Source organism: Lentihominibacter hominis, from assembly GCF_014385065.1.
Classification (GTDB): Bacteria; Bacillota; Clostridia; order Peptostreptococcales; family Anaerovoracaceae; genus Lentihominibacter; species Lentihominibacter hominis.
This window is the reverse complement of the sequence record NZ_JACRTA010000001.1, coordinates 23,537-49,486: the sequence shown is the minus strand read 5'-3', so window position 1 is coordinate 49,486 and position 25,950 is coordinate 23,537. Positions and strand designations below refer to the sequence as shown.

Below are 25,950 nucleotides of genomic sequence, written 5' to 3'. Positions count from 1 at the left end.
TTATTATGGTTTAATCGCAAAAAATATCGTCATCATGTTTTGTACGTTTTACGAAAATGACAGCTATCAGCAGAGCTATGGCGCCGAGACCTGTGGCTGTACCGAATGCTGCATGCATTCCGCTCAGAGTTGAATTTATGACTCCTGAGCTTTGATTCATGGAAGTTACAGTAGTCATAATGGTTATGAGTATAGCTGTTCCGATGGAACCTGCTATCTGCCTTGCTGTGTTATTTATGGCGCTTCCGTGAGCAATCATTTTATTTTCGAGAGCATTAAGGCCCCAGGTGTTAATAGGCATATTTACCATGGCCAGACCAAACAGTCTGACTGTATATATAAGACAAATGGTTGTAAATGTCCATGTTTCGTCCATGAAAATAAAGAATCCGGTGAAAAATGTCAGAAGGCTGAGTCCCAGTATAGATATCCCTCTTGGCCCGAATCTGTCGAAGAGCCTTCCTGTGATAGGACTCATAACTCCCATTAGAAGGGCTCCCGGAAGCATTACCAGCCCCGACTGCATTGCTGTGAACTGAAGTACATTCTGAAGATATATAGGAGTGATTATAGTACCTGCAATCAGTGCGGCATTTACAATCATACTTATAATGGTAGAATATCTAAATTCTTTCGTTTTAAGTATTTGCAGTTCAAGAAGAGGTGTATGTAATTTAAGCTGTCTTCTGATAAAAATTATCAGGAAACCTATACCAAGTATAAGAGTAACTATTGTTATCGGATGTATCCATCCATAGCTTCCGGCTATGCTGAACCCATACAGAAGTCCGCCGAATCCCACAGTAGAGAATATAACCGAAGGCACATCAAGTTTCGTGCGGTAAGTATCTCCCACATTTTTGAGCAAAAAGAATGAAACTATGATGATAATAACTGCGAGAGGAACGATCAGAAGAAAAATACTGTTCCATCCCCAGCTATCTACGACCCATCCTGAAAGGGTAGGCCCGATAGCAGGCGCAAATGCTATAACAATACCTATGGTACCCATGGCAGCGCCTCTTTTTTCTTTTGGAAAAAGTAACAGTATGACAGTCTGTATCATAGGCATGAGAATGCCTGCAGCCATTGCCTGTAATATTCTGGCAATAAGAAGGAGCGTAAAATTACCGGCAAGCCCCGCTACAGCTGTTCCGGCGGCAAACAGTGTCATTGAACTGAGAAAAAGTTGTCGAGTAGTAAATCTGTTGATGAAATATGCTGTTATAGGTATCATAATACCGTTAACTAACATGAATGCCGTTGTCAGCCATTGTCCTTCAGTAGCAGTTATTCCCAGATCAGCCATTATACTCGGCAACGCCGGTGAAAGGACTGTCTGGTTGAGTACCGCCAGAAATACACCTGAGATCATGACGGCAATGATCAATGTGTTCTTTTCCGATTTGTGTTTTGATTTTTTGTCTGAATTCATAATATCTCCTTAAATTGTTTATTTATGTTTTTTAACTTCTCAAGGAGGTGTTCTGCCTCCAGAAGTTTATTTTCGTCACCTGTTTTTTCGTAATTTGTCAATGTTTCTTTGAGACCATGCATAAGCATTTTTTTTATAAATATAGGTTTCAGTGCTTCAAGATCTCCTTTGTAGGCATCTTTTGCTTTCTGAATTACTTCCTGTGTTAAAAAGGCGTGTTTGCCTTTTCTTTTTTCCATAGTTGCCTGCAGACTGTCGGTGATATAGTCGACTGCTGCATTTTGGTCAAGATGAAGCTGCCCGCTCCATGTGATATAGGAGATTTCTTTAAGAAGCCCGTTTAAGGTCAGAGTGAGCTCACTTGCCAGAATTTCATCTTTAAGATCGAAGGCGCGGATTATTATTTGCTGAAACAGTGCAAATATATCGAGATTTATTTTGTTTATATATATCAGGTATTTTTCACGCTGGTCAGAAGATTGGGCAAATATGAATTCATCCATAAACCGCATACGCTTTGAGAATTGATCCATACGTTCGGAAATACAGTTTTTAAGCATTTGTATCTGTGAATTTGTACTGCTTTCCATTAATCGCTCAACATTACAGAGCATTTGTTCCACCATGTAACATATTACCATGAGACTGAAATCTTCTTTAGACTGAAATATTTTATATAATGTAGCTTTTGATATATTGCAGGCTTCTGCGATATCTTGCATAGACGTGTTGCGGTAACCTTTTTCAATAAATAATTCTTTTCCGATTTCTATGATATGTTCTTTTTTCTGATCCATTCAGGATATTGCCTCATTTCTTCGGACAGAACGTCCGGCGGATTTATATTTACGTAATAAAAACTCGTCATATGATACGTATATAAATACGATACCGACGAGTTTTTTATGTACTCATAAGTTTATTTTAATTTGTTGAGGGAAATATGTCAAGATGTTAACAAAAATTTTAAAATTCAAACCGTATGATGAGAGAATAAAGTTTTTTCTGTATGCCATTGGGTTATGTGCCATTGAAGAAGTTCACAGGCAGACGTATCGCAGACAAAAGATATTTCCTCAGACGTATTCATATATTCGGCGTATCTGGCTCTGTGCTGTGAAGGAGTGCTTTTCCACCATTTTTTAAATGATGAATAGAAATATTTACTGTCGGAGAATCCGCAGGAATACGATATCTCCGATACAGGTAAATCCGTCAGCAGCAAGAGCTGCTCGGCTTTATAACAGCGACTGTACTGGATCATATCTCTGAATGTCATGAAAACGGTATTGCTGAGGAATTGAGAAAAATAATTTTTATTTATATGCTCCATTTCTGCAAGTTTTGAAATTGTTATTTTTTTATTGTAATTTTTAGTACAGTATTCCAGTATGCGGTAGAACCTGTCGTGAAGTTCCATGTTGATCTGTTCGGTTTGGTTTTCGTAATTGAACCAGTTGAAATACTTAAGAAGAATATTTATTAGTGAGTTTGCAAGGTCTTTGGAACCTTCGCAGTGATTGTACTGAAAATAGGAAAGTGTCAGAATGATATCTTTTATATAAGTCATGGCTTTTTTCTGATAAGGATAGCAATGACAGCTTTCACATGCAAAATATATATAACAGAGTTTTTCCCAGGAAATATCAAGACCGGTAAGATCGAGGTGAAACAAAATAGTGAGATTATCTTCATCGGAATATATATAATGAATATCGCCACAGTCTACAGAGAAAATCTCTCCCTTATTTATTCTTACATTTTGATGTCCCGCAACCAGATCTACATGACCTTTAAGGCAGTAGATGAGTTCCAGTTCGTGTTCGTGATAATGTGGTTCCGCATGTGCTATATTGCATAGCTGGATGCTGTAAGGAAGCTTATCTTTATATGTTATAATCTTTTGTCTTATCTTCATGATTATTCACCTCGTATCTATATTATATCAATCTGATGACAGGGTCAAATTTGAGGCTTTCCAACAGTCGAATTTTAGTTATTATTATAATTTTTTTATAAAAAACGACTATAGAGCAAATTGTTATTTTGAAACATAATGGATTTATAAGCGGAATTTTCAAAAAATTATTAATTATGGAGGTGATTGATTATGGATGATATTAAAAGGGTGTCGAGACCGGACGGTGTAGCAGGTCTGAAAAAGCACAAGATGAAGTCTATACAGATAGCGTTCCTTCTATTTTGCCTTGTGGCCGCAGGGGCATTCGGAATAGAGGATATGCTTCCCGGTAGCGGACCGGGGCTGACTGTTATAATGCTTATGGTGTTCGCAGTAGTATGGGCGCATCCCATAAGCCAGATTGTGTCAGAGCTTTCTGCCCTGATGCCGTCAGAGGGAGGCATATACGTATGGGTAAAAGAGGCCCTTGGCGAATTCTGGGGATTTTGTATGGGTTGGTGGGGAACTGTTTCCATATACCTTTCATCAGCTACTTACGTAGTCCTGATAGTAAACTACAGCTCAAAGTTTATACCGGCGTTAAATGACCCTTTTGTATCTTTTACAGTAAAGCTTGCTATTGTAGTATTCTTTGTCGTAATAAATCTCATGGGACTTAAAGAGGTGGGCGCTATAAGCACCTTATTATCTGTGTGTATTCTTATCGGATTTGCAGCAGTTACTGTAGTGGGCTTTGCTAACTGGCAGTATAATCCGATACTTCCGGTAACTCCCGAGGGGCAGTCAGTAATTGATTCTTTGGGCGGCAGCATTTGCATTGTGGTTTGGATGTATTGCGGATATGAATGTGTATCCAATATGGCAGGAGAAATAGAGAATCCGGAGGTTATTCCTAAAGGATTCAGAATAGCGATGCCTATGATAGCAGCAAGCTATATACTTCCTACTATTGCGGGATTAGTATCATTGGGACGATGGGATGAATGGGGAACTGATGGCATAGGATACGGAGATGTTCTTACAGAATTCTTGGGATACGGATGGGGAGTAGCATTTCTTGTAATAGCAATACTTTCTCAGGCAGCAATTTTTAATTCTTACATAGCTGCCGGCTCAAGAGGATTTTTTGTAATGGCTGATGACAGGCTGTGTCCTAAGTTTCTTGTAAAGGTAAGCAAAAAGAGGGGAGTACCTGTTCTTTCCATACTTCTTCTGGGAGTGTTTACTGCCGTAATGATGAATTTTGACTTTTCTACATTGCTTGTAATCGTAGGACCTCTGGCTCTTATGATATATGTGGTGCTTGGAATAGCGCTGCTCATCATAAGAAAGAAATATCCGGTTGACAGCAGGGACTGCTGGTATATCAGAGGAGGGAATATTAAAGTCAAGCTGTATGCCTTTGTACCTATGATTATTGCAGTGATAGCCCTCCTTGTAAACGGAACGGAATATTTTCTTCTCGGTTTTGTATCTATAGGGTCGGGGCTCGCAGCGTACATCGTATTTAAGCTTATTTACGGAGGTCTTTACAAGATAGATTCACAAAAATATCCTATAAATCCCAAAACGAAATTTGCCAAGGGAGATATTACAAGATTTGGGGTATTTATTCTGTCTTTTGGCGTATATGCTCTGGCAGGTAGCTTTTTTCTCCAGTGGTATGAAGGCTCATGGGGACCTGAATATTATCTTGAGATGTACGAAAGCGGGCTTATAAGTGATTTTGCTGCGATGATAAATGTGGCAAGAGTCGGCGGAGCAGTCGGAACTGCAGCCGGAACATTACTTTTGCTTATAGGGATTAAAAAAGATCCTGCGAGATAAGGAGAGATAATATGAAAGCAGATATGATATTAAAAAACGGAAGAATATTTACACAAAATGAAAAAGCTCTTTGGGCATCTGAAGTCGCTGTGAGCGGAAAGAAAATAGTATGTGTCGGAGGCTTAGGAGCATGCGATGAATTGGCAGGGCCCGGAACACAGATTATAGACCTTGACCAGAAAACAGTGATCCCGGGCCTCATAGATGGTCATACACATCCGACAACTGTGGCTAAGACCATATGGCATATCAGAATGCCCCTTTATTTGGAAAAAGAGAGGCTCATGGAAACCATAAAAGAATATGCAGAAAAAAATCCAAAAGAGAAAGTGCCTTATTTTTTCGGAGAAGGGTATTATGCTGAGACCTTCGGAAATGATGGCCCGCGGAAGGAAGATCTTGATAAGATTTTTCCTGACAGACCTGCGAGGATACAGGATTTTACGGATCATGCATGTTGGTATAATTCCGTAGCTATAGATATGTTAAAAGATGAAGATGGGGGAATACATATAGCAAGTCCTGCCGGGGAGGCAGAGGTAGTCAAAGATAAGAACGGCGAGCCTACCGGCTGGGTGCTGGAGGGCAGTCCCGACGGCGATACAGGTATCTATGAAGCAATAAATTGGCATCCTCCTACAGGTACAGAAGAGGATGCCGTATCTCCGTTTCTTGATTTTCTTAAGAGCAAAGGTATTATGTGTATCATGGATGGATTTACCGAAGGAGAAGAAGCTATTCGCACCTTTTACGATATGGATAAAGAGGGCAGATTGAATATGTTTTATGAAGCGACGGTTCTTATGGAAGACTGTGAACAGGCAGAGGAGGCCATATCTACGGTACGTGAATGGAGTGATAAATATACTACAGAGCATATTCACATAAATACCGTAAAGTTTTTTATGGATGGGACTAATGAGATGGGTGACAGCGCCAGCCTTGAACCTTTTGAAAATGATGGTTCAGGAGAAAACTACGGCAGCATGACTGCATCCGAGGAAGAGCTGACAAGTGTTCTTTTGAAGCTCAATGATGAAGGAATAGATATTCATATTCATGTAGTTTGTGACAGGGCTTTCAGAACATGCTGCAATGCGGTGGAAAACGCCAAGAAGATCTGCGGTGAAAAATGGGGTATATATGTTACACTGGCTCACTGTGAGCTGATACATCCCGATGATATGAAACGTGTGGCAGAGCTGGGTATATTCATAGATTGGACTGCTCACTGGTCAGGAGGCTATTTCGGAGAAAACGCCATAGAATATTTGGGGCGCCGAAGATGGGAAACTATGTATGATTTCACGGAGATAATTCGTGAAGGAGGTACAGTAGGCTTTTCGAGCGACCTGTTTAGTTATGGAGAAGCAGAGAGAGGAGATCCGTATTTTGGAATGCAGACGTCTATGACAAGGGTTGATATAGAGCTTCCGCTGGATGAAAAAAAGTATCCGGGAAGTGTGAGACCACCTCTTGAAGCAAGGCTTACGTTAAACCAGCTTTTGAAAGGATATACATATAATAATGCATTAAGAATGAGATTGTCAGATAAGATCGGTACTATAGAGGAAGGCAAACTTGCTAATCTTATAGTTTTGAACAAAGATATATTTGATACTGATCCTTTTGAGATTAAAACAGTCAGTCCGGAAATGATATTTTTCGAAGGTAGGAAACAAGAGATAAAAGAAGTTTCGTTTTTATGATTATTTAGTTGCCAAATCTTTCCTAAAGTGATATCATGCGCATAGCAAGAACCAAATAACATAGGAAATCCGGAGGAAACAAAATGACCAATTTTTATGTTACATACAAATTCACAGGGAAAAAAGCAAGGGATGAATTTTATAAAGAAGTGAAAGCATGTCTTGCGGCGGAAAAAACGAGACGGGAAGAAGGATGTATCAGGTATGAATTTTTTTATCATGCCGATTCAGACGATATGATGTTTTTATGGGAGCAATGGAGCAGCAGGGAAGCGCAGAAGGTTCATCTCAGTCAGCCTCACTATCTTGAGCTTTCTGCCATAAAAGAAAAGTATGATGTAGATACGGATATTTTGGTGGAAGATCAATATTGCAGATAAAATGAAATAATAACTCCGTGGAATTTAATATCTGCGGAGTTATTATTTATGTAAGATTTAACTTGTTTTTAAGTTGTCTGCTGTATACGTTTTTTATATTAAAGAGTATTCAGTACTTTCATAACGCCATTGTCATCGTTGGATTGGGCTATGTGTTTTGCTGTGGCCTTTACAGTAGGATGACCGTTTTCCATACAGTAACTTTCCGTACAATTTTGCAGCATTTCCATATCGTTGAAATAATCTCCGAAGGCCATAGACTGATCGGGTGTGATCCCATATTTATCCTGTATGGCTTTAATAGCATTTCCTTTGTTTACCGAGGAGTTGGATATATCTATCCAACTGTCACCCGATATAACCACATCCAAAGACGCATTCACATTGCTGAAATATTTTATGGATGCTTCTGCTGATTTATCTTTGAAATAAACCGCTATTTTTACTATTTGATCTTCAGATATGATATGCAGCATATCTTTTACAAAATTATGTCTGAAATAGTATATGAGAGCTCCTTTTTTTACTTGTTCATCAGGTTCTTTCAGGTAAGCTGAGTTTGTTCCGCATAATATGGGTGTAGCACCGGGGACTTGTGATATGAGGCTGAGACAGTCGGATATATCTTTTTTCCTCATTACGTTTCGATATATTGTTTTGCCTTTTTCGAAGACCAGTCCGCCGTTTTCTGCGATAAATATCAGGGAATCCTTTATGGGGAACATATCGTGTTCCAGAGTGTAGTATTGCCGACCGCTGGCAATAACTGTTTTGATTTCCGGATGACTCTGTACCCATGGAATGAAATCTTCCGGCATTTTTTTCTGACTGTCAAGCAATGTGCCGTCCATATCAATTGCTACTAATTTGATGTCTTCTGTAGTCATAATTCCTCCGTAGGTTGCTGTATATTAAAGAACGTATGCTTATTTGTTTTTAAATTCAGCTTTTCTTTTTTCCAGGAATGCTTTCATGCCTTCAACTCTGTCTTCTGAGCAGAACGGTACAGTGAAAGCTTCACTTTCCAGTGCGACTCCTGTAGGTACATCAAGCATAATGCCGCTGTTTATAACATGTTTTGCCGTTGCAGTGGCGATAGGAGCTTTGCTCATGATTGTTTCTGCCAGTTTTTCGCATGTGGGGATAAGTTCATCATGGGGAACCACTTTTTCTACAAGACCTAATCTTAAAGCTTCGTCTGCTTTGATATATTCTCCGGTCAGTATCATATATTTTGCCATGCCTTTGCCCACAAGCCTCGGCAGTCTCTGCGTACCTCCAAAGCCCGGTATAATACCCAGATTAACTTCCGGCTGTCCGAATTGAGCTTTTTCAGAAGCAATACGTATATCACATGCCATGGCAAGTTCACAGCCGCCTCCCAGCGCGAATCCATTGACTGCCGCGATCACAGGTTTGTCTACGGATTCTATATAATTCATAACTTTTGATCCGTATCTTATCATTTCGTGACCTTCGACGCCTGTAAGCTTTGACATCTGTTCTATATCGGCTCCGGCTACGAACGCTTTACCGGCACCTGTCAGAATAACGGCCTTTACCTGGCTGTCATCAGTTATCTGTTCAAATGCAGATTGAAGTTCCGTAAGGACTTTCGTAGAAATGGCATTCAATGCCTCCGGTCTGTCAACAGTGACATAAGCGATACTATTTTTTACTTCATACCTCAGAGTTTCAAACATAATTTTCCATCCTTTCTTACACTATATATATCTGCATTAATGATAATTTATATTCATATTAGTGCCCAAATATCCGTTTGTCAATGAGTAAGAAAAATCTTTAAAATAAATATGGACATAAATCAAAAAACATAATATAATACCTATTGAATGCGACTTGACACAAGTTGTGATTTGACATAAAATAAGTAAGTGATTGTAAGCAAAATTTAAATGGAGAGTTTAGGAGGATAAACAATGGACTTTAAATTATCAAAGACACATTTGCTTCAGCAGGAAATGTATCGCAGATTTGCAGAAAATGAAGTTAAACCATTGGCAGAAGAAATGGATGAAACAGAAGTTTACAGCATGGAACTGCTTGCAAAGATGCACAAATACGGACTTATGGGTATTCCTTACTCAAAGGAATACGGTGGAGTAGGCGGAGATTACCTCAGCTATGCTCTTTGCATGGAAGAAGTATCAAAGATGGACGGAAGTACAGGAATCACTATTTCAGTACATACATCACTTTGCTGCTCATGTATCGACTCATTCGGTACTGAAGAACAGAAGCAGAAGTTCTTAAGACCTTTGATCGACGGTTCAAAGACAGGATGCTACGGACTTACAGAGCCTAACGCAGGATCTGATGCAGCAGGACAGCAGACACAGGCTGTATATGACGAAGCTACAGACGAATATATCATTAACGGTGGTAAGATATTTACAACTAACTCAGGATTTGCCGATACTTGCGTAGTATTTGCTCTGACTGATAAGACAGCAGGAACAAGAGGAATTTCAGCATTTGTTGTACCTCTTAAGGATGATGACGGCAACAGAACACCTGGAGTAACAGTAAGTGACAATATCAAGAGAATGGGTATCAGAGCAGCATCAAACTGCGAAGTTTCATATGAAAACGTAAGAGTACCAGCTGCTAACAGACTCGGTAAAGAAGGCCAGGGCTTCAAGATTGCAATGAAGGCTCTCGATGGCGGAAGAATCGGTATTGCTGCACAGTCTGTAGGTCTTGCTCAGGGTGCTCTCAACGAAGCTGTTGAGTATGTAAAGGAAAGAAAGCAGTTCGGAAGACCTATCGCTGCATTCCAGACAACTCAGTTCAAATTAGCTGATATGCAGACTAAGATCGATGCTGCAAGACTCCTTACTTGGAGAGCTGCATGCATTAAAGATGCCGGTGAAAACTATGGTCCTGCGGCAGCTATGGCTAAGTTATTCGCTTCAGACGTTGCTAACCAGGTGTGCAGAGAAGCTGTACAGCTCATGGGCGGTTACGGATACTGCAGAGAATATCCTGTAGAAAGAGCATTGAGAGATGCTAAGATCACAGAGATATACGAAGGAACATCAGAAGTTATGAAGATGGTAATTTCAGGATCAATGAAATTAAAGTAGTAGTGTGAAGGGAGAAGAATAACGATGAAAATAGTAGTATGCATAAAGCAGGTTCCGGACACAAACGAAGTAAAACTGGATCCTAAGACTAACAGACTTATCAGAGATGGTGTTCCAAGCATCATCAATCACGATGATAAATCAGGTATAGAAGCAGCTCTTCAGCTTAGAGAAAAAGTAGGCGGAACTGTAACAGTAGTTTGCATGGGACCTCCTCAGGCTGATGTAGCACTTAGAGAAGCACTGGCAATGGGATGCGATGACGCTTATCTGCTTTCAGCAAGAGAATTCGGTGGATCAGATACTTGTGCAACAGCAATCATCATCTCAACTGCTCTTAAGAAGATCGGTTATGATCTTGTAATCACAGGAAGACAGGCAATCGACGGTGATACTGCTCAGGTAGGACCTCAGATTGCTGAAAACCTTGGAATTCCTCAGATTTCATATGCTGAAGAAATCGAACCAAACGGAGACGTATTAACTGTAAGAAGACAGTATGAAGACAGACATCATATGATCGATATTAAGACTCCTTGCCTGCTTACAGCACTGCAGGAATTGGCTGAGCCAAGATACATGCATGCAGGCGGAATCATCGACGCTTATGACAAAGATATCACTGTATGGGGATTTGACGATCTTAAAGATGGTCTGAACCCGGATCACATCGGACTGAACGGTTCACCTACAAAAGTAGTAACTTCATTCGGTAAGATGGCTAAGGGTGCAGGAACTAAGTTAGACGTAAGCCCTGACGAAGCGGTAGCTGCAATCATAGCTAAGATGGAAGAAAGACACATTATTTAGTGGGGAGGTTTCTTGAAAATGAGCAAAGATTTATATGTAATAGCGGAGCAGAGAGACGGTGAAATCGCTAAAGTTACTTTTGAGTTACTTGGCGAAGCAACAGTATTAGCTGCTGACCTTAATGAAAAAGTATACGCGGTTCTTATGGGTGACAAAATTAAAGATAAGTCACAGGAACTGATCGAAGCAGGTGCAGACGGAGTAATCGTTGTAGAAGATCCTATGCTTGCTGAATATGTTACAGAGCCATATGCCAAGGCATTAACTGCTGTAATAAAGAACTATGATCCTAACATCGTACTGTTCGGTGCAACTTCAATTGGTAGAGACCTTGCTCCAAGAGTAGCTGCAAGAGTACATACTGGTCTGACAGCTGACTGTACTCACTTGGATATAGATATGAATAAGTATTTTGATTTCTTACATGCTACTTCAACTGCAGATACAGCTTCAATCGAAAAGAGACTGGGAATGGACGACAAGACATTGAAGATGACAAGACCTGCATTCGGTGGTAACGTAATGGCGACTATCAGATGTGCTGACTACAGACCTCAGATGGCTACAGTAAGACCTGGAGTAATGAAGAAGATCGCTCCACAGGCTGGAAAGCAGGGGACTGTTGAAGAATTCAAAGTTGAATTTACTGCTGCTGATATGAACGTAGACATTAAGGAAGTTGTTAAAGATACTAAGAAGGCTGTTGATATTACAGAAGCTAAAGTTCTGGTATCAGGCGGAAGAGGTATCGGTTCTCCTGAATTCTATCAGGAACTTAAGAAGGTTGCTGACTTACTGGGTGGAGAAATTTCATCATCAAGAGCAAACGTTGACGCCGGCTGGATTGAAAGAGACAGACAGGTTGGTCAGACTGGTAAGACAGTTAGACCTGAGCTTTACATGGCTTGTGGTATTTCAGGTGCTATCCAGCATATTGCAGGTATGGAAAACTCAGAATGCGTAATCGCTATCAATAAGAACGATACTGCAGCTATCTTTGAAGTATCTGACTTAGGAATCGTTGGCGATGTTAAGGTTATCATACCTAAGCTGGTAGAAGCTCTTGACAAGTACAAGGCTGAAAACAACTAATTTGATATTTAATCAAAATATATAAGTTGAATCTAAGAGGATGTGTCCAGATGAAATCAATCATCGGGCACAGCCTCTTTTTGTGAGTGGCCTTAATATATGAGGTGAGAATGTGCATAAGATAAAATTGATCCCGGAAGAGCCTTTTTACAATAGGTGTAGTGTCAATGTGTACGATGTTACTGAAGGGAAAGAAAAGAGACGCTGTAAAATACAGGTGGAATATTCGGTGGCGGATATACGTGAACTTAAGGAAAAGGGCATGGATAAGGCGGCAGCTATATCATACTACAAAGAGTGGATATATGATGTTGTCAAGCATTATATACTCGATGATTGGGAATGTACAGAGGGAATGAAAGAAATTCTGTCTATAGTTGAAGAACATATAAAGGATAGCTTTGAGGAGGACAGTGTATGATACAGGATATAACCCCTCATAAGCTGGATAATGCTTTTAGAAATGCAGAACCGCGTCCTACAGACAAAGTCTTTGTTTTCTGCGAAGGAAAGGTTCTCGCATCTATCGATGAAGAAGGTATGGAGCTGCCTGATATGAGCAGCATAGCCTCTTTGTTTGAGCAGGTGCAAAAGTACGCTGTGTATGCCTTTTCCGTCGACGATAAACCTATATTTCTCATGCTTCAAGATGGCAATGCAGACAAGGAGCTTCCTGCAGGAATGGAATACATAGAGCTGAGGAAGTTAAATGATGCTAAGGAGGATTGGCTTGCATTTGCAGCTGTTACCGCAAGCCACCTTAATCACTGGTATGGAGAGCATCGCTTTTGCGGAAGCTGTGGGAGCAGACTTGAATTATCGGACACTGAAAGAGCTACGGTATGCCCTCAGTGCGGAAATGTTCAATATCCTCGCATTTCTCCTGTTATCATGGCTGCAGTTACAGACGGTGACAGGCTGCTTGTAACAAGATATGCCGGCCGGGAATATAAAGGCTTGGCGCTGATTGCCGGATTTGTGGAGATTGGCGAATCCTTAGAGGGTGCCTTGGAGCGAGAGGTTATGGAAGAAGTGGGACTTAGAGTAAAAGATATCTCTTACTTTGGAAGCCAGCCATGGGGGTTTTCGGATTCTGTTATTTCAGGATTTTTCGTTAAACTGGATGGAAAAGATAATATTTATCTTGATGAAAACGAATTGTCAGAGGCTGTGTGGCTGTCAAGAGATGAGATTCCTCCTCAAGATTCGGATATAAGTATAACAGCGGCGATGATTGAAGCGTTTAGGAAAGGGGTAAAAGTATGAGAGTGAAGCAGTTTGTTATGGCTTATGAGGTTGAACATGATAAGATAAAAAAACTTCTTTATGATGAATTTGAATCTCTGAGGCCTGTATTGAGAATTAATATAGAGATAAGAAAAGAAAATCTTGGTTCAGAAGCTGAAGATGAGATGGTTCGTATAGAGTTCAATACGCCTGTAGTAGCGAGGGGAAAAAGAGGCTGGCTTAATCTGAGAACTTGGGACAGTACTGGGATGTCTATTTCCTATCAAAATGTTGACAGATACAAAAGAGAAAAAAATGACGGCAATGATACGGTTGAAAAGAAAGATACTATAAAGTTTACTGCACCTTTTCTTGCTATAGAATATACAGGAGTAGGTATAGTTGGCGGCTGTCCTGCTGAAGATGACAATGATGGATGTTTTTTCTGGGAAGAAGATAGTAAAAAATATATTTTCGCAGCGTCAGAAGTCATAGATGGCTTTAAGGAATATTGTGATTGTGAGTTTCAGTGGACAGATCCATTTATGGAAGAAATGAAAATACCATGCCGGAAGATATTGGGAGCATATAAAGTTGAGTTTGAGAGGTTATGATAAGCGATAAATATGTATACGAAAAACGCTGTAAGATTTTATTGGATAGTAAAAAGAGCAGAAAATATCAATCTAATTTCCGCTCTTTTTATTATTTACAGATTCTCTGACATTTCCGCAACCTTCAGCATGATGGCGCACTCTATTCTCTTTTTATGAAGCCGGCATCCCATATCATATACTCCGGTTATGGAGCCTGTGGTGTGATAGGCGTTGGCGGCGCAGCCTCCGCTGCAGTAAAGCTTGGCGAAGCAGTCTGCGCATTCCTCGTGGGAATATATGTTGCAGCTTTTAAACTGGTGACATACAGAGTCGTTGGTTATGCCGTCATATATATTGCCTAAGAGAAACTTTTCGTCTCCCACAAACTGGTGGCAGGGATACAGGTCTCCCGAAGGAGTAACGGCCACGTATTCTGTGCCCACGCCGCATCCGGATATACGTTTTACGATACAAGGTCCTCCTGTAAGGTCTATCATATAATGGTAGAAATTAAAGTTACGTCCCTTGCCCTCTCTTTTGCGGTCAAGTATTTCGCATGCCAGACGCTCGTATTCCGAAAGAAGCTTGGGCATATCGGATTCCTTCAGTGCATAGGGAGCGTCGTCCGGGGCAACAACCGGCTCAATGGAAAGCTCCTTGAAACCCAGGTCTGCCATATGGAGAATGTCGTTTGTAAAGTCCGTGTTATAGTGAGTATATGTGCCGCGCATATAGTAGTCCTGCTGGTTTCTGGACTCGGCAAGCTTTTTAAAGGCAGGGAGAATCATGTCGTAAGTGCCTTTTCCCCCACGGGTTTTTCTCATATTATCGTTGATATCTTTTCTTCCGTCGAGACTGATGACCACGTTGCTCATTTCCTTGTTGGCAAAGTCAATGACCTCGTCATCAAGCAGAACTCCGTTTGTTGTAAGTGTAAAACGAAAATTCTTGTTGTGTTCTTTTTCCTGCTGTCTCCCGTATGCGACTAATTTTTTTACAACATCAAAATTCAGGAGAGGTTCTCCTCCGAAAAAGTCGACTTCCAGATTGCGTCGTGTACCGGAATTTTCTATGAGCCAGTCAAGGGCGCGTTTTCCCACTTCATAGCTCATCAATGCCTGAGGTCCATGGTATTCGCCGTCGCCGGCAAAGCAGTATCCGCAGGTCATATTGCAGCCGTGAGCCACGTGAAGGCAGATGGCTTTTACTACAGACTGTCTTTCTTTAAAAAGATCGGCTTGTCCTGAGAAAATATCTTTTGTAAAGAGTTTGCGGTCTTTTTTTAATTCCTCTATGTCTTGTATTATCTCTTCCACTTCCTCAGCGGATATTCCGTGGCGCTTGGCTATAACAGCTGCTATGTCATCCTTGGGAGTATTCTGATACAGCTCTATGACGTCATAGGCGACATCATCTACCGTATGTATGGAGCCGCTCTCTGAATCGAGAACTATATTATATCCATTTAATTTATATTGATGAACCATGTGTATTCCTTTCGTATATGTGCAGAAGGTGTTTTGGCAGCAACAAGAAAATAGCTGCATCTACTTAAAGATGCAGCGGTTAATATCAGTGTGTTACAGTATCTATGTTAGTTCTTATGCTTTTCGCACTGCTGATTAGCAACACTGCAGGAAGTCTTGCTTGCTGACTGACATGAAGTCTGGCATTCGCCACAGCCGCCTGTTTTAGCAGATTTTTCAAGATCACGTGATACTAATGTTTTTATTCTCTTCACTTGTGGTTCCACCTTTCTGTTAATAGTTGTTTTATTACTATCAGTCATGATATCATATTTCGTATGGATTGTAAAGCGTATGAAAGTTTGATAAGATATGATTATGAAAAGCAAAGATGAGATAAGAAAAGATATACTGAAAATAAGAAAATCAATGAGCCAGAACAAGGTGAAACAGTATTCTCAGATCGTTTGCCGAACAGTGGTGAATTCGCAGGTCTATAAAAGCGCTGAGGATATATGTCTCTATATGCCTATAAGAAGTGAAGTGGATGTTACCTATCTTGTGAATGAAGCCACAGGCGAAGGGAAGCGTTTATGGCTTCCAAGGGTAGATGAAGGAAGTATGGATTTTTACCGGTATAATGTGGGTGATAGCTTAAAAAAAGGATCCTTCGGCATCCTTGAGCCCATTTCGGAAGAAAAGCTGAATCATGTCGAGAGCGCGCTTATAATTATGCCGGGAGCAGTATTTTCAAAGGCGCGGGACCGCATTGGGTACGGAGGTGGATACTACGATATTTTTCTGGAAAGGCATCCCGGGTGCAAAACTTTGGCTGTATGTTATGATTTTCAGATTGTAAATGAACTTCCGGCAGAAGCTCATGATGTAAAACCTGATATTATTGTAAGTCAGGACAGAGTAATAGTGTAAAAGGTTAGGATAAAGCGATGAATGATATATATATAAGAAAATTGTTAAAACAGGTGAAAAACGGAAATGTCAGTGTAGATGATGCATATGAACAGCTAAAGGAAATGCCCTTTAAGGATATGGGCTTTGCAAGTATAGACAATCACAGGGCATTGCGTACGGGATTTCCGGAGGTAGTTTTCTGTCAGGGAAAAACTCCTGGACAAATAGGCTGTATAATGTCTGAGCTTGTTAAAAACGGAGGCAATATTATGGGTACAAGAGCAGATAGAGAAGATTTTGATGAAGTAATCAAAATTATTCCTAAGGCTCGGTATTTTGAAACTGCTCGTATAATAGCCGTGATGGATGAGGATGGCAGAGATAGTGAATTAGACAGCTTTAAAACCGTTTCTGTAGTTACAGCGGGAACTGCTGATATTCCTGTCGCCGAAGAAGCAGCTGTTACAGCGGAGATACTGGGAAATCGCGTTGATAGAATATATGATGTGGGAGTAGCAGGTATACACAGACTTTTTGCCAAACTGGATATCATAAAAAAAGCAGATGTTGTAATAGTTGTGGCCGGGATGGAGGGGGCTCTTGCCAGTGTTGTCGGCGGCCTTGTCGATGCTCCGGTTATTGCTGTGCCTACCAGTATAGGATATGGATCAAATCTGGGAGGTTTGGCGGCGCTTCTGTCAATGCTCAACAGCTGTGCCAATGGTGTAGGAGTTGTTAATATAGATAATGGATTTGGTGCTGCATATCTTGCATCTGTGATAAACAGAAAAAGATAAATTTATTTATATAATAAAAACAAATGATTTTTAGAAGGTTTCTGTCTTTAGTGAGACAGCCTTTTTTTTACAATTATACTGGACTTTTTTATAATTTTGATATATACTTATAAAGTGATAACGATATAAAACTTTAATTTGATAAAGCAAAGCTTGTAAAATAGCTATGGATCTTGGGAGGAACGGACATGAAATACAATTTGAAACCTGACGAAAGGGCAACACTGGAGCTTCGGGGTCTCTATGAAAAATATGGATATAAGAAATATAAGATAAGTAAATTCGAAGAATATTCTCTCTATGCTACCAACAGGGATTTTCTTATCGGAGACAAGGTGCTTACGTTTACGGATTTGGACGGCAGACTTCTTGCCATGAAGCCCGACGTTACGCTGAGCGTAATCAACAACACAAGAGCCACAAGAGAAAAGAGCGAAAAACTTTACTACATAGAGAACGTATACAGGGAAAACAGGGAAAACCACTGTTTTAAAGAGATAAATCAGATGGGTCTTGAATATATGGGCAAGATAGATAAGTACAGCGTGCTGGAAGTAATAACTCTTGCGGCAAAATCTCTTAAGACCATAGATTTTGATTACCTTCTTGAAATCTCACATATGCACTACACTATAGATTTTCTCAAAGAGCTGAAGCTTGATGAGGGAATGTATATGGAACTGCTCAACAGTATAAGACAGAAAAACGTAACAGGTATAGAGCAGGTGATTTTAAAGGCCGGACTGGATGAAAGGCATTCGGATGTATTGAGGAAGATTCCGTTCCTTTACGGTGAAATGGGAAAGACCATAAAAAAGGCGAAGGCTATGGCTTTAAATGACAGTATGCTCAATGACCTTGATGAGCTTCAGGAGTACTGCAGTGTCCTCAAGAGTCTGGGGTATGCTAAGAATATACAGATAGATCTTTCCATGGTAAATGATATAGATTATTACAATGGTATAGTGTTCAGAGGGTATATCAGAGATCTTCCGGGATGCGTGCTGGCAGGCGGTCAGTATGACAAGGCTATGGCTATTTTCGGAAAGGATGCCGGAGCCGTAGGTTTTGCAATATATTTGGATGAATTAACTAAAGGAAAGATTCCGGCTTCACAATACGATGTGGATGTGCTGCTTATTTACCATGAAGATGAAGAACTGACAAATGTTATAAAGTCTGTAAGAAACCTGCAGAAGGAAGGCTTCTCAGTGAGAGCTGAAACTGCAGAGCCGCCGTGCCTGAGATATAGATATAGGTATGAGCTTAAAGAAGGAAAATTTGTGGATGCTGCGGAAATGCAGACTCGATGAAAGGAGATATACATATGTTGAATATTGCGCTGCCCAAAGGTAGACTGGGAGACAAGGTGTACGATATGCTGGCTTCCATAGGATATGACTGCCCGGGATATTATGAACAGAACAGAAAGCTGGTGTTTGAAAGTCCTGAGAAGAACGTAAGATATCTTCTCGTAAAGCCCAGCGATGTGGCTATTTATGTGGAGCACAGAGCAGCTGATATAGGAATAGTGGGCAAAGATATACTCCTTGAAAATCAGTCAAACGTATACGAATTGCTGGACCTTAAAATAGGAAAGTGCAGAATGGCGGTGGCTGCCCCCGACGGATACGTTGAGGATCCTGACAGAACTCTTAGAGTGGCTACAAAGTACGTCAATATAGCCAAGGATTTTTACAGCGGCAGAAACAGAGATATAGAGATAATAAAGCTTAACGGAAGTATAGAGCTGGCACCTATATTAGGTCTTTCAGATGTTATTGTGGATATAGTGGAGACAGGTAATACCTTAAGAGAAAATCACTTAAGTGTGCTGGAAGAATTTAAGGATATCAGCGCCAGATTTATCGCCAATGAAACAAGCTTTAAATTCGAGAATGAGATTATAAGCAATATGCTTAGTAAATTGGGAGAACAGGTAAAATGAGCAGATTTTTAAGCCGCAAATTTGAAACACTTAAACCATATACACCGGGCGAGCAGCCAAAGGCTACAGGCAGACTGATAAAGCTCAATACCAATGAGAACCCTTACGTGCCTGCGCCAGCCGTGTCAAAGCTCATAAACAGCCATGAAATAAATGATCTGAAGCTTTATTCCGATCCGGACGCATCGATCCTGACGGCAGCGGTAGCTGATTATTATGGCATAAGACGGGAGCAGGTAATGGCAGGCAACGGTTCCGATGAGATTCTCGCATTTATATTTATGGCATTTCAGGGAAGGTCAGGGAAAATATATTATCCCCAGATCAGCTACAGCTTTTATCCCGTATACTGTGATATATTTAAGGCAGAAGGTGTAGAGGTGCCTCTGGCAGATGACTTTTCTGTAAGACCGCAGGATTACTTTGGAGCTGACGGTACTATAGTAATAACCAATCCCAATGCTCCTACGGGTATGGCGCTGTCTTCCGCGCAGATAGAGGAAATACTGATACATAACAGAGAAAATCTGGTGGTAATAGATGAAGCATATGTTGACTTCGGAGCAGAAAGCGTCGTATCCTTCATAGAAAGATACGATAACCTGATGGTTGTTCAGACTCTTTCCAAGTCAAGGAGTCTGGCCGGAGCCAGAGTGGGAATCGCCATGGGAAACGAAAAATTAATTGCTGATATGAACAGGATAAAATTCAGTTTTAATCCTTATAATTTGAATCGCCTTTCTATTTTGGCAGGAGCAGAAGCCATGAAAGACAGAAGGTACTTTGAGGAGACGAGAAGAAAAATAATGGACACCAGGGAGGAATTCGTTAAAGACATGGAAAGTTTGGGATTTCGCATTCTCCCATCCAAGGCAAACTTTGTATTTGCATCCAGTCACGCAATATCAGGAGAAGAGTACTTTGACAGACTGCGAAAATATAATATAATAGTTAGACATTTTAAGGATAAAAAGATTTGTAATTATGTTAGAATAACTATAGGAACGCCTGAGGAGATGAATGTTTTAGTTCAGGCCACAAGAAAGATACTGGGCTGACCGGGCACATGCTGCGCAGAAGGAGATAGGAAAGTGAGAAGAAAGAAAATCGTCAGAGATACAAAAGAGACAAAGATTGTCTTGGCTCTGGAAATAGACGGAACAGGAGCATATGAGATAAATACGGGCTGCGGCTTTCTCAATCATATGCTGGAGCTATTCACAAGGCACGGGAGATTCGATATAGCGGTGGACTGCAACGGCGATACGGAGGTGGACTATCATCATACGGTGGAAGACATAGGCATAGCTATGGGAAGCGCTTTTAAAGAGTCTCTGGGAGATAAGAGAGGCATATACAGATACGGCAGTATGTTGCTGCCTATGGACGAGGCTCTGATACTCTGCGCTGTAGATATAAGCGGCAGAAGCTGCGTCAATTTTGATGTGCAGATTCCTGCACAGAAGGTAGGCGATTTTGATACGGAGCTTGTAAAGGAGTTTATAGAGGCCTTTGCACGGGAAATGGGACTGACAATACACGTTAAAATGCTGGCAGGGGAAAATACCCATCACATAATAGAGGCGGTGTTTAAAGGAATGGGCAGGGCTCTTAGGGCAGCCTGCGCCATAGAAGATGAATATGCCGATGAGATACCGTCCACAAAAGGAGTTTTGTAATGATAGCTATAATAGATTACGGTGTAGGGAATCTGTTTTCTCTGACGGCTTCGCTCAGGTATCTGGGAGCTGAGGCTGTAGTTACCGGTAAAAAAGAAGATATTGAAGCGGCTGACAGGATAATACTGCCGGGAGTGGGAGCTTTTGAGGATGCCATCGCAAAGCTTCGTGATACAGGTCTGGTGGAAACCATCGTTAATGAGACGGCAAAGGGAAAGCCCCTTCTTGGAATATGCTTAGGAATGCAGCTGCTTTTTCAGGAGAGCCGTGAATATGGAGTACATGAAGGCCTCGGACTCATAAAGGGAGTCATAGCGCCAATAGATGAAGACCTGAAAGCTGAGGGAATAGAAGGGCTTAAGGTACCTCATATAGGCTGGAACGCTCTCAGCTTTGAGTCAGATGAGCCGCTGTTTAAATATATCAAGCAGGGCGACTGTGTTTACTACGTTCACAGCTTTTACGGAAAGGACTGTGAAGAAAGCATAATAGCCTCGTCCATGTACGGTATAAGGATAACGGGAGCTGTGAGAAACGGTAAGGTTTACGGAACTCAGTTTCACCCGGAAAAGAGCGGAGAAGTGGGGCTTAACATCTTGAAAGCATTTATGGAGGTATAGTTAATAATGAAGATTTTTCCGGCAATAGATTTGAGAGACGGTATGGCTGTAAGACTGTTTCAGGGCGATTACGATCAGATGACGGTTTACAGCGACGACCCGGTAAAGGTGGCCGAGGACTTTAAGAAGAAGGGAGCGGACTGCCTTCATCTTGTGGACCTTGACGGCGCAAAGGACGGGAAGCTGGTTAACTTTGACACTATAAAGGCCATTACCGAGAAGGTGGATATGTTTGTGGAGGTCGGCGGAGGAATAAGAGACGAGGAGCGTATAGCACAGTATCTCGACTTGGGAGTGGGCAGAGTAATATTAGGCACAGTCGCAGTTAAAGAGCCAGAATTCTTAAAGGCAATGGTAAAAAAGTACGGCGATAAAATCGCAGTGGGAGTGGATGCTCTTGACGGATATGTTGCAGTAAACGGCTGGAAAGAGATTACCGATACCAAGAGCTTTGAATTTTGTGAATATCTTCGCGACATCGGCGTGAAAACGGTAATATACACGGATATATCAAGGGATGGAGGTCTTAAGGGTACCAATTTTGAAGCATATGAGAGGCTGAGCCTCATAGAGGGGCTTGAAATCGTGGCTTCGGGAGGAATAAGCTTTGAGGATGAGATAAAGGCTTTAAAGGATGTGGTGGCTGCGGCAATTCTTGGCAAGGCCATCTACAGCGGTAAGCTGGACCTTGAAAGAGCAGTGAAGCTTGCCATATAGATGGGAAAAAGAAAGGCGAGATTATGATTACCAAGAGAATCATACCGTGTCTGGACGTGAGAAACGGCAGGGTAGTAAAAGGAAAGAATTTTGAAGGTATACAGGACGTTTCGGATCCTGTGGAAATGGCCAGATTTTATAATAGAGAAGGAGCTGACGAGCTGGTATTTTATGATATAACGGCCAGCGTTGAAGAGCGTGGTCTGTTTACAGATATACTGAAGAGGGTTGCTTCTGAAATTTTCATCCCTTTGACGGTGGGAGGCGGTATAAATACGCTGGAGGATTTTGACCGAGTGTTAAAATGCGGAGCTGACAAAGTCAGCGTCAACAGCGGAGCGATAAAGAATCCGGATATTATAGAAAGAGCGGCAAAAAAGTACGGAGACCAGTGTGTGGTCCTCAGCATGGATATAAAGAGAGTTGACGGAGATTTTAAACTGTTTGCCAAAGGCGGTAGGGAAAACACAGGCGTAGACGCTTTGCAGTGGGCAAAGGACGGTGTGGAGCGAGGCGCCGGAGAGCTTGTGGTCAACAGTATAGATACAGATGGTGTAAAGGGCGGATTCGATCTTGAATTGCAGAGTGAGATAGCTGCAAGAGTTAATGTTCCCATAATAGCTTCAGGAGGCGCGGGAAAGATGGAAGATTTTTCTGATCTGTTTAAACATAAGGGAATGGATGCAGGTCTTGCTGCCAGCATATTTCATTATAAAGAAATAAGAATATCAGATTTGAAAAGTTATCTGAAAAGTCAAGGTGTGGAGGTCAGATTATAATATGGATATGGATAAAATTAAATTTGATGAAAAAGGGTTGATTCCCGCTGTAGTACAGGATTATTATACTAAGCAGGTGCTGACTGTGGCGTACATGAACAGGGATTCCCTTGAGATAACCATGGATGAAGGCTATACCTGCTTTTTCAGTAGAAGCAGGCAGCAGCTTTGGAGAAAAGGAGAGTCCAGCGGAAACAGACAGAAAGTAGTATCCATAACATCGGACTGTGACAGAGACGCCCTTGTGGTAGAGGTTATAAAAAGCGGTCCGGCATGCCATACGGGTGCTGAAAGCTGTTTTTTCAATATAGAGTATGTAGGAAAAGATGAGACACCGTTTTCTTATGAATCTCTCTATCAGATGATAGCCGGAAGAAAAACCGAACCCAAGGAAGGCAGCTATACTACATATCTTTTTAGCAAAGGAATGGATAAGATTTTAAAAAAAGTAGGCGAGGAATCTACAGAAGTCATTATAGCCGGAGCTAAAAACGATAAAGAAGAAACTATATATGAGGTGGCTGATTTGGCGTATCATTTAATGGTGATGATGGTTGAACAAGGTATAACATTGAAAGATATAACGTCTGAACTTTCAAAAAGACATGTTATAGATCACAAAATAAAGCAGGAAAGAATGAAATAATTTGTCGAAAGATGTCTAAATATAGAATATTATATGATAATATGGTATAGTATGTCGATTAAATCCCCTGTAGATATTTCGGCGTACCAGATAAAATATGTGTTGTAAATATTTGTGGCTTTTTACAGAGAAAGCTGACACAGGGGGATCTATATGAAGAATGAAGCTGAAAAGGCAAACAAAGCTAAAACCGAATTTTTATCAAGTATGTCACATGAAATCAGAACTCCGCTGAATGTCATAGTGGGTATGTGCGATATAGCGAGAAATCACATTGATGACAAAGAGAAAGTGGAATCATGTCTTTACAAGATAAGTAAGGCGGGCGATCATATCACTCAGTTGGTCAATAAAGTACTTGACATCACCAAAATAGAGCAGGGCAAAACTCTCATAAAAGAAAAAGAATTTAACATAGAGGAACTTACAAAAGAAATAAAAAATATGCTCGAACCTCTGGCCGCTCAGAAGAATATAATTTTCCGCATATCCGATAAGGAAGTTGTCAACAGACAGATTATAGGTGATTACAGTCATATAATGCAGATAATGATAAATCTGGGTACGAATGCGATAAAGTATACTCCTCAGGGAGGTTTTGCTGAAATCAAAATAACAGAGCTTAAAAATGAAAGCGTTGATACAGTGACATATAATTTTGTATGTCAGGACAATGGAATGGGTATGTCTGAGGAATTTCTTGAGAGGATATTCGAACCTTTTGTCCGTGGGGATGATACGCGTGTTAATAATATAAGCGGATCGGGTCTTGGTATGGCTATAGTTAAAAAGATAGTGGAAGCTATGAACGGACGAATAACTATTAAAAGCACTGAAGGCATGGGGACTAAAGTAACTGTTGATCTTGATTTTAAAACTGTTGAGGGAACAAAAGAAGTGATAGATCTGGAATCTTTTAAACTTCAGGAACTGCAGCGTCTCAGAAATAAGAAAATCATTCTGGTTGCTGAGGATAAGATTGATAACAGAGAAGTGCTCGTTACATATCTTGAAGATCTGGATTATGAAGTTGAAGCTGCCGACGATGGAGAGATGGCGATAGATTTGTTTATGGAATCTGAGGAGGGGTTTTATAAGGCCATACTCATGGATATAGATATGCCTATAATGAACGGATACCAGGCAACGCTTATGATCCGGGGATTGAACCGTTCTGATAATGACATTCCCATTATAGCCATGACTGCCAATGTTTTTTCGGAAGACAGAGATAAAGCAAAGAAAGTAGGAATGGATGGGTATCTTACGAAACCTCTCAAGATGGAATGTCTCGAGAATATGCTGAAATCATGGATAGAGGATAAGTAGACAAGAAAAGGCCTAAGGGCCTTTTTATCGTATGGGGAGATATTGGCTTTTGATATTTCCGTATGCTTACAAGAAGATTGTGTTAGAATACTCCGATTTTTTAAGAGGATATAAAGTTATAATATGTCATGGCTGCCTATACCACTTTTATACTATTAATGTGGCATAGGTATATAATTTATGGTATAATAATCCCACCAATTATAAAATCCATATTAAGGAGTCAACAATGGAGGCAAAATATAAACGAGTGCTGCTTAAGATCAGCGGAGAAGCCTTAGCCGGTGACGATCATTTTGGCATCAATGAAGACATGCTAAAAAAAGTCGCTCTTCAGGTAAAAGAAGTAACGCAGATGGGCGTACAGGTTGCTGTAGTAGTGGGAGGAGGAAACTTCTGGAGAGGCAGGACCAGCAAAAGCATGGACAGAGCAACAGCTGATTATATGGGAATGCTGGCTACGGTTATGAATGCCATGGCACTTCAGGATTCTTTTGAAGCCGAAGGCATACCTACGAGAGTTCAGTCTGCCATAGAGATGCGTGAGGTGGCGGAGCCATACGTAAGAAGAAAGGCTATGAGTCATCTTGATCATGGCAAAGTAGTGATATTTGGAGCCGGGACAGGAAATCCGTTTTTTTCTACGGATACAACTGCTGCTTTAAGAGCGGCTGAAATTGACGCTGAAGTGATATTGCTGGCTAAAAAAGTAGATGCGGTATATTCAGATGATCCTGAGATAAATCCTGATGCAGTAAGATATGAAAGCCTTACTCACAGAGAAGTTCTCGAAAAGGATCTCAAGGTAATGGATTCTACAGCGGCATCTCTTTGCAGAGACAACAACATAGCCATACATGTTTTTGCTCTGGCAGATGAGGGCAATGTCATGAAGGCTGTATGCGGAGAAAAGATCGGAACCATCGTTCGTTAATTAAAATTTGGAGGAATAA

Annotated in this window: 28 protein-coding genes; 21 read left to right on the top strand and 7 right to left on the bottom strand. The window is 40.9% G+C overall.

The annotated features are described in order from the left end of the window. Positions 1-10 precede the first annotated feature (10 nt). From H8692_RS00260 to H8692_RS00250, 3 genes are all read right to left on the bottom strand, one after another. Positions 11-1,435, bottom strand: coding sequence for an MDR family MFS transporter (locus H8692_RS00260; RefSeq protein WP_177270673.1), 1,425 nt, complete (start codon positions 1,433-1,435; stop codon positions 11-13). Beyond that, complete coding sequence (locus tag H8692_RS00255) at positions 1,432-2,232, bottom strand: TetR/AcrR family transcriptional regulator (RefSeq protein ID WP_177270671.1); 801 nt, start codon at positions 2,230-2,232, stop codon at positions 1,432-1,434. The genes H8692_RS00260 and H8692_RS00255 overlap by 4 nt, the downstream gene beginning before the upstream one ends. 176 nt (positions 2,233-2,408) lie before the next feature. Next, positions 2,409-3,353 carry an AraC family transcriptional regulator gene (locus H8692_RS00250; protein WP_177270669.1) on the bottom strand — a complete coding sequence of 315 codons (945 nt, stop codon included), beginning with the start codon at positions 3,351-3,353 and terminating at the stop codon, positions 2,409-2,411. Positions 3,354-3,545: 192 nt separating this feature from the next. Here H8692_RS00250 and H8692_RS00245 point away from each other — a divergent pair, with 192 nt between their 5' ends. The 3 genes from H8692_RS00245 (at position 3,546) to H8692_RS00235 (ending at position 7,272) form a co-directional block, all read left to right on the top strand. After that, positions 3,546-5,183, top strand: a complete 1,638-nt coding sequence (locus tag H8692_RS00245; protein WP_187524720.1) for an APC family permease — start codon at positions 3,546-3,548, stop codon at positions 5,181-5,183. 11 nt (positions 5,184-5,194) lie between these two features. Then, a complete protein-coding gene (locus H8692_RS00240; protein ID WP_177270663.1) occupies positions 5,195-6,892 on the top strand; it encodes an amidohydrolase in 1,698 nt (565 codons plus the stop codon). A gap of 83 nt (positions 6,893-6,975) precedes the next feature. Beyond that, positions 6,976-7,272, top strand: coding sequence for a putative quinol monooxygenase (locus tag H8692_RS00235; RefSeq protein ID WP_177270661.1), 297 nt, complete (start codon positions 6,976-6,978; stop codon positions 7,270-7,272). Between the two features lie 98 nt (positions 7,273-7,370). Here the strand turns inward: H8692_RS00235 and H8692_RS00230 are convergent, their stop codons facing one another. Next, the gene (locus H8692_RS00230; protein ID WP_187524719.1) at positions 7,371-8,159 is read right to left on the bottom strand and encodes an HAD family hydrolase; all 789 of its coding nucleotides are present in this window, start codon (positions 8,157-8,159) and stop codon (positions 7,371-7,373) included. A 39-nt stretch (positions 8,160-8,198) separates the two neighbouring features. Next, a complete protein-coding gene (locus H8692_RS00225) occupies positions 8,199-8,975 on the bottom strand; it encodes an enoyl-CoA hydratase-related protein (protein WP_177270657.1) in 777 nt (258 codons plus the stop codon). A 237-nt stretch (positions 8,976-9,212) separates the two neighbouring features. Between H8692_RS00225 and H8692_RS00220 the strand changes: the two genes are divergently transcribed. From H8692_RS00220 to H8692_RS00195, 6 genes are all read left to right on the top strand, one after another. After that, positions 9,213-10,379 carry an acyl-CoA dehydrogenase family protein gene (locus H8692_RS00220; RefSeq protein WP_177270655.1) on the top strand — a complete coding sequence of 389 codons (1,167 nt, stop codon included), beginning with the start codon at positions 9,213-9,215 and terminating at the stop codon, positions 10,377-10,379. A 24-nt stretch (positions 10,380-10,403) separates the two neighbouring features. Further along, on the top strand, positions 10,404-11,189 hold the full coding sequence (locus tag H8692_RS00215; RefSeq protein ID WP_177270653.1) for an electron transfer flavoprotein subunit beta/FixA family protein: 786 nt from the start codon (positions 10,404-10,406) through the stop codon (positions 11,187-11,189). Between the two features lie 18 nt (positions 11,190-11,207). Then, positions 11,208-12,281 (top strand): electron transfer flavoprotein subunit alpha/FixB family protein, encoded by a 1,074-nt coding sequence (locus tag H8692_RS00210; RefSeq protein WP_177270651.1) that lies wholly within the window; start codon positions 11,208-11,210, stop codon positions 12,279-12,281. 112 nt (positions 12,282-12,393) lie between these two features. Continuing rightward, complete coding sequence (locus H8692_RS00205) at positions 12,394-12,702, top strand: hypothetical protein (protein ID WP_177270649.1); 309 nt, start codon at positions 12,394-12,396, stop codon at positions 12,700-12,702. After that, positions 12,699-13,547 (top strand): NAD(+) diphosphatase, encoded by an 849-nt coding sequence (nudC, locus tag H8692_RS00200; RefSeq protein ID WP_177270647.1) that lies wholly within the window; start codon positions 12,699-12,701, stop codon positions 13,545-13,547. Before H8692_RS00205 ends, nudC begins: the two co-directional genes overlap by 4 nt. Beyond that, positions 13,544-14,122, top strand: a complete 579-nt coding sequence (locus H8692_RS00195; RefSeq protein ID WP_177270645.1) for a hypothetical protein — start codon at positions 13,544-13,546, stop codon at positions 14,120-14,122. Before nudC ends, H8692_RS00195 begins: the two co-directional genes overlap by 4 nt. A gap of 95 nt (positions 14,123-14,217) precedes the next feature. On the opposite strand, the gene scfB is transcribed toward H8692_RS00195, so the two are convergent. Beyond that, positions 14,218-15,591: a thioether cross-link-forming SCIFF peptide maturase gene (gene scfB / locus H8692_RS00190; protein WP_177270643.1), complete on the bottom strand. Its 1,374-nt coding sequence runs from the start codon at positions 15,589-15,591 to the stop codon at positions 14,218-14,220. Between the two features lie 107 nt (positions 15,592-15,698). Next, positions 15,699-15,845: a six-cysteine ranthipeptide SCIFF gene (gene scfA / locus H8692_RS00185; RefSeq protein ID WP_177270641.1), complete on the bottom strand. Its 147-nt coding sequence runs from the start codon at positions 15,843-15,845 to the stop codon at positions 15,699-15,701. A gap of 103 nt (positions 15,846-15,948) precedes the next feature. Here scfA and H8692_RS00180 point away from each other — a divergent pair, with 103 nt between their 5' ends. The 12 genes from H8692_RS00180 (at position 15,949) to pyrH (ending at position 25,931) form a co-directional block, all read left to right on the top strand. Continuing rightward, positions 15,949-16,500: a 5-formyltetrahydrofolate cyclo-ligase gene (locus H8692_RS00180; RefSeq protein ID WP_177270639.1), complete on the top strand. Its 552-nt coding sequence runs from the start codon at positions 15,949-15,951 to the stop codon at positions 16,498-16,500. Between the two features lie 17 nt (positions 16,501-16,517). Next, on the top strand, positions 16,518-17,279 hold the full coding sequence (gene larB / locus H8692_RS00175) for a nickel pincer cofactor biosynthesis protein LarB (protein ID WP_177270637.1): 762 nt from the start codon (positions 16,518-16,520) through the stop codon (positions 17,277-17,279). 188 nt (positions 17,280-17,467) lie between these two features. Beyond that, a complete protein-coding gene (locus H8692_RS00170; RefSeq protein WP_187524718.1) occupies positions 17,468-18,592 on the top strand; it encodes an ATP phosphoribosyltransferase regulatory subunit in 1,125 nt (374 codons plus the stop codon). Next, positions 18,589-19,227 carry an ATP phosphoribosyltransferase gene (gene hisG / locus H8692_RS00165; RefSeq protein ID WP_243206864.1) on the top strand — a complete coding sequence of 213 codons (639 nt, stop codon included), beginning with the start codon at positions 18,589-18,591 and terminating at the stop codon, positions 19,225-19,227. The genes H8692_RS00170 and hisG overlap by 4 nt, the downstream gene beginning before the upstream one ends. After that, on the top strand, positions 19,224-20,285 hold the full coding sequence (hisC, locus tag H8692_RS00160; protein ID WP_187524717.1) for a histidinol-phosphate transaminase: 1,062 nt from the start codon (positions 19,224-19,226) through the stop codon (positions 20,283-20,285). Before hisG ends, hisC begins: the two co-directional genes overlap by 4 nt. Positions 20,286-20,318: 33 nt before the next feature. Then, entirely contained in the window at positions 20,319-20,906 is a 588-nt protein-coding gene (hisB, locus tag H8692_RS00155) for an imidazoleglycerol-phosphate dehydratase HisB (protein ID WP_177270622.1), read from the top strand. Further along, positions 20,906-21,526, top strand: a complete 621-nt coding sequence (gene hisH / locus H8692_RS00150; protein ID WP_177270621.1) for an imidazole glycerol phosphate synthase subunit HisH — start codon at positions 20,906-20,908, stop codon at positions 21,524-21,526. Before hisB ends, hisH begins: the two co-directional genes overlap by 1 nt. A gap of 6 nt (positions 21,527-21,532) precedes the next feature. Next, positions 21,533-22,243 carry a 1-(5-phosphoribosyl)-5-[(5-phosphoribosylamino)methylideneamino]imidazole-4-carboxamide isomerase gene (gene hisA / locus H8692_RS00145; RefSeq protein WP_177270619.1) on the top strand — a complete coding sequence of 237 codons (711 nt, stop codon included), beginning with the start codon at positions 21,533-21,535 and terminating at the stop codon, positions 22,241-22,243. Between the two features lie 23 nt (positions 22,244-22,266). Then, positions 22,267-23,022, top strand: coding sequence for an imidazole glycerol phosphate synthase subunit HisF (gene hisF / locus H8692_RS00140; protein WP_177270617.1), 756 nt, complete (start codon positions 22,267-22,269; stop codon positions 23,020-23,022). A 1-nt stretch (position 23,023) separates the two neighbouring features. Further along, complete coding sequence (gene hisIE, locus H8692_RS00135; protein ID WP_187524716.1) at positions 23,024-23,668, top strand: bifunctional phosphoribosyl-AMP cyclohydrolase/phosphoribosyl-ATP diphosphatase HisIE; 645 nt, start codon at positions 23,024-23,026, stop codon at positions 23,666-23,668. Between the two features lie 153 nt (positions 23,669-23,821). Further along, positions 23,822-24,997 carry a hybrid sensor histidine kinase/response regulator gene (locus H8692_RS00130; RefSeq protein WP_187524715.1) on the top strand — a complete coding sequence of 392 codons (1,176 nt, stop codon included), beginning with the start codon at positions 23,822-23,824 and terminating at the stop codon, positions 24,995-24,997. 229 nt (positions 24,998-25,226) lie between these two features. Beyond that, positions 25,227-25,931 (top strand): UMP kinase, encoded by a 705-nt coding sequence (pyrH, locus tag H8692_RS00125; protein WP_177270611.1) that lies wholly within the window; start codon positions 25,227-25,229, stop codon positions 25,929-25,931. Positions 25,932-25,950 lie beyond the last annotated feature (19 nt).

Excerpts from the sequence above, each read along its gene's own strand:
- H8692_RS00235 (WP_177270661.1), top strand. The coding sequence starts at position 6,976 with ATGACCAATTTTTATGTTACATACAAATTCACAGGGAAAAAAGCAAGG.
- H8692_RS00230 (WP_187524719.1), bottom strand. The coding sequence starts at position 8,159 with ATGACTACAGAAGACATCAAATTAGTAGCAATTGATATGGACGGCACA.
- hisIE (WP_187524716.1), top strand. The coding sequence starts at position 23,024 with ATGGATATGGATAAAATTAAATTTGATGAAAAAGGGTTGATTCCCGCT.
- nudC (WP_177270647.1), top strand. The coding sequence starts at position 12,699 with ATGATACAGGATATAACCCCTCATAAGCTGGATAATGCTTTTAGAAAT.
- H8692_RS00180 (WP_177270639.1), top strand. The coding sequence starts at position 15,949 with ATGAAAAGCAAAGATGAGATAAGAAAAGATATACTGAAAATAAGAAAA.
- H8692_RS00260 (WP_177270673.1), bottom strand. The coding sequence starts at position 1,435 with ATGAATTCAGACAAAAAATCAAAACACAAATCGGAAAAGAACACATTG.
- hisH (WP_177270621.1), top strand. The coding sequence starts at position 20,906 with ATGATAGCTATAATAGATTACGGTGTAGGGAATCTGTTTTCTCTGACG.
- H8692_RS00170 (WP_187524718.1), top strand. The coding sequence starts at position 17,468 with ATGAAATACAATTTGAAACCTGACGAAAGGGCAACACTGGAGCTTCGG.
- H8692_RS00250 (WP_177270669.1), bottom strand. The coding sequence starts at position 3,353 with ATGAAGATAAGACAAAAGATTATAACATATAAAGATAAGCTTCCTTAC.
- larB (WP_177270637.1), top strand. The coding sequence starts at position 16,518 with ATGAATGATATATATATAAGAAAATTGTTAAAACAGGTGAAAAACGGA.
- H8692_RS00215 (WP_177270653.1), top strand. The coding sequence starts at position 10,404 with ATGAAAATAGTAGTATGCATAAAGCAGGTTCCGGACACAAACGAAGTA.
- H8692_RS00255 (WP_177270671.1), bottom strand. The coding sequence starts at position 2,232 with ATGGATCAGAAAAAAGAACATATCATAGAAATCGGAAAAGAATTATTT.
- hisF (WP_177270617.1), top strand. The coding sequence starts at position 22,267 with ATGATTACCAAGAGAATCATACCGTGTCTGGACGTGAGAAACGGCAGG.
- H8692_RS00240 (WP_177270663.1), top strand. The coding sequence starts at position 5,195 with ATGAAAGCAGATATGATATTAAAAAACGGAAGAATATTTACACAAAAT.
- H8692_RS00210 (WP_177270651.1), top strand. The coding sequence starts at position 11,208 with ATGAGCAAAGATTTATATGTAATAGCGGAGCAGAGAGACGGTGAAATC.
- hisC (WP_187524717.1), top strand. The coding sequence starts at position 19,224 with ATGAGCAGATTTTTAAGCCGCAAATTTGAAACACTTAAACCATATACA.
- H8692_RS00130 (WP_187524715.1), top strand. The coding sequence starts at position 23,822 with ATGAAGAATGAAGCTGAAAAGGCAAACAAAGCTAAAACCGAATTTTTA.
- scfB (WP_177270643.1), bottom strand. The coding sequence starts at position 15,591 with ATGGTTCATCAATATAAATTAAATGGATATAATATAGTTCTCGATTCA.
- hisG (WP_243206864.1), top strand. The coding sequence starts at position 18,589 with ATGAAAGGAGATATACATATGTTGAATATTGCGCTGCCCAAAGGTAGA.
- H8692_RS00245 (WP_187524720.1), top strand. The coding sequence starts at position 3,546 with ATGGATGATATTAAAAGGGTGTCGAGACCGGACGGTGTAGCAGGTCTG.
- pyrH (WP_177270611.1), top strand. The coding sequence starts at position 25,227 with ATGGAGGCAAAATATAAACGAGTGCTGCTTAAGATCAGCGGAGAAGCC.
- H8692_RS00195 (WP_177270645.1), top strand. The coding sequence starts at position 13,544 with ATGAGAGTGAAGCAGTTTGTTATGGCTTATGAGGTTGAACATGATAAG.
- hisA (WP_177270619.1), top strand. The coding sequence starts at position 21,533 with ATGAAGATTTTTCCGGCAATAGATTTGAGAGACGGTATGGCTGTAAGA.
- H8692_RS00220 (WP_177270655.1), top strand. The coding sequence starts at position 9,213 with ATGGACTTTAAATTATCAAAGACACATTTGCTTCAGCAGGAAATGTAT.
- H8692_RS00225 (WP_177270657.1), bottom strand. The coding sequence starts at position 8,975 with ATGTTTGAAACTCTGAGGTATGAAGTAAAAAATAGTATCGCTTATGTC.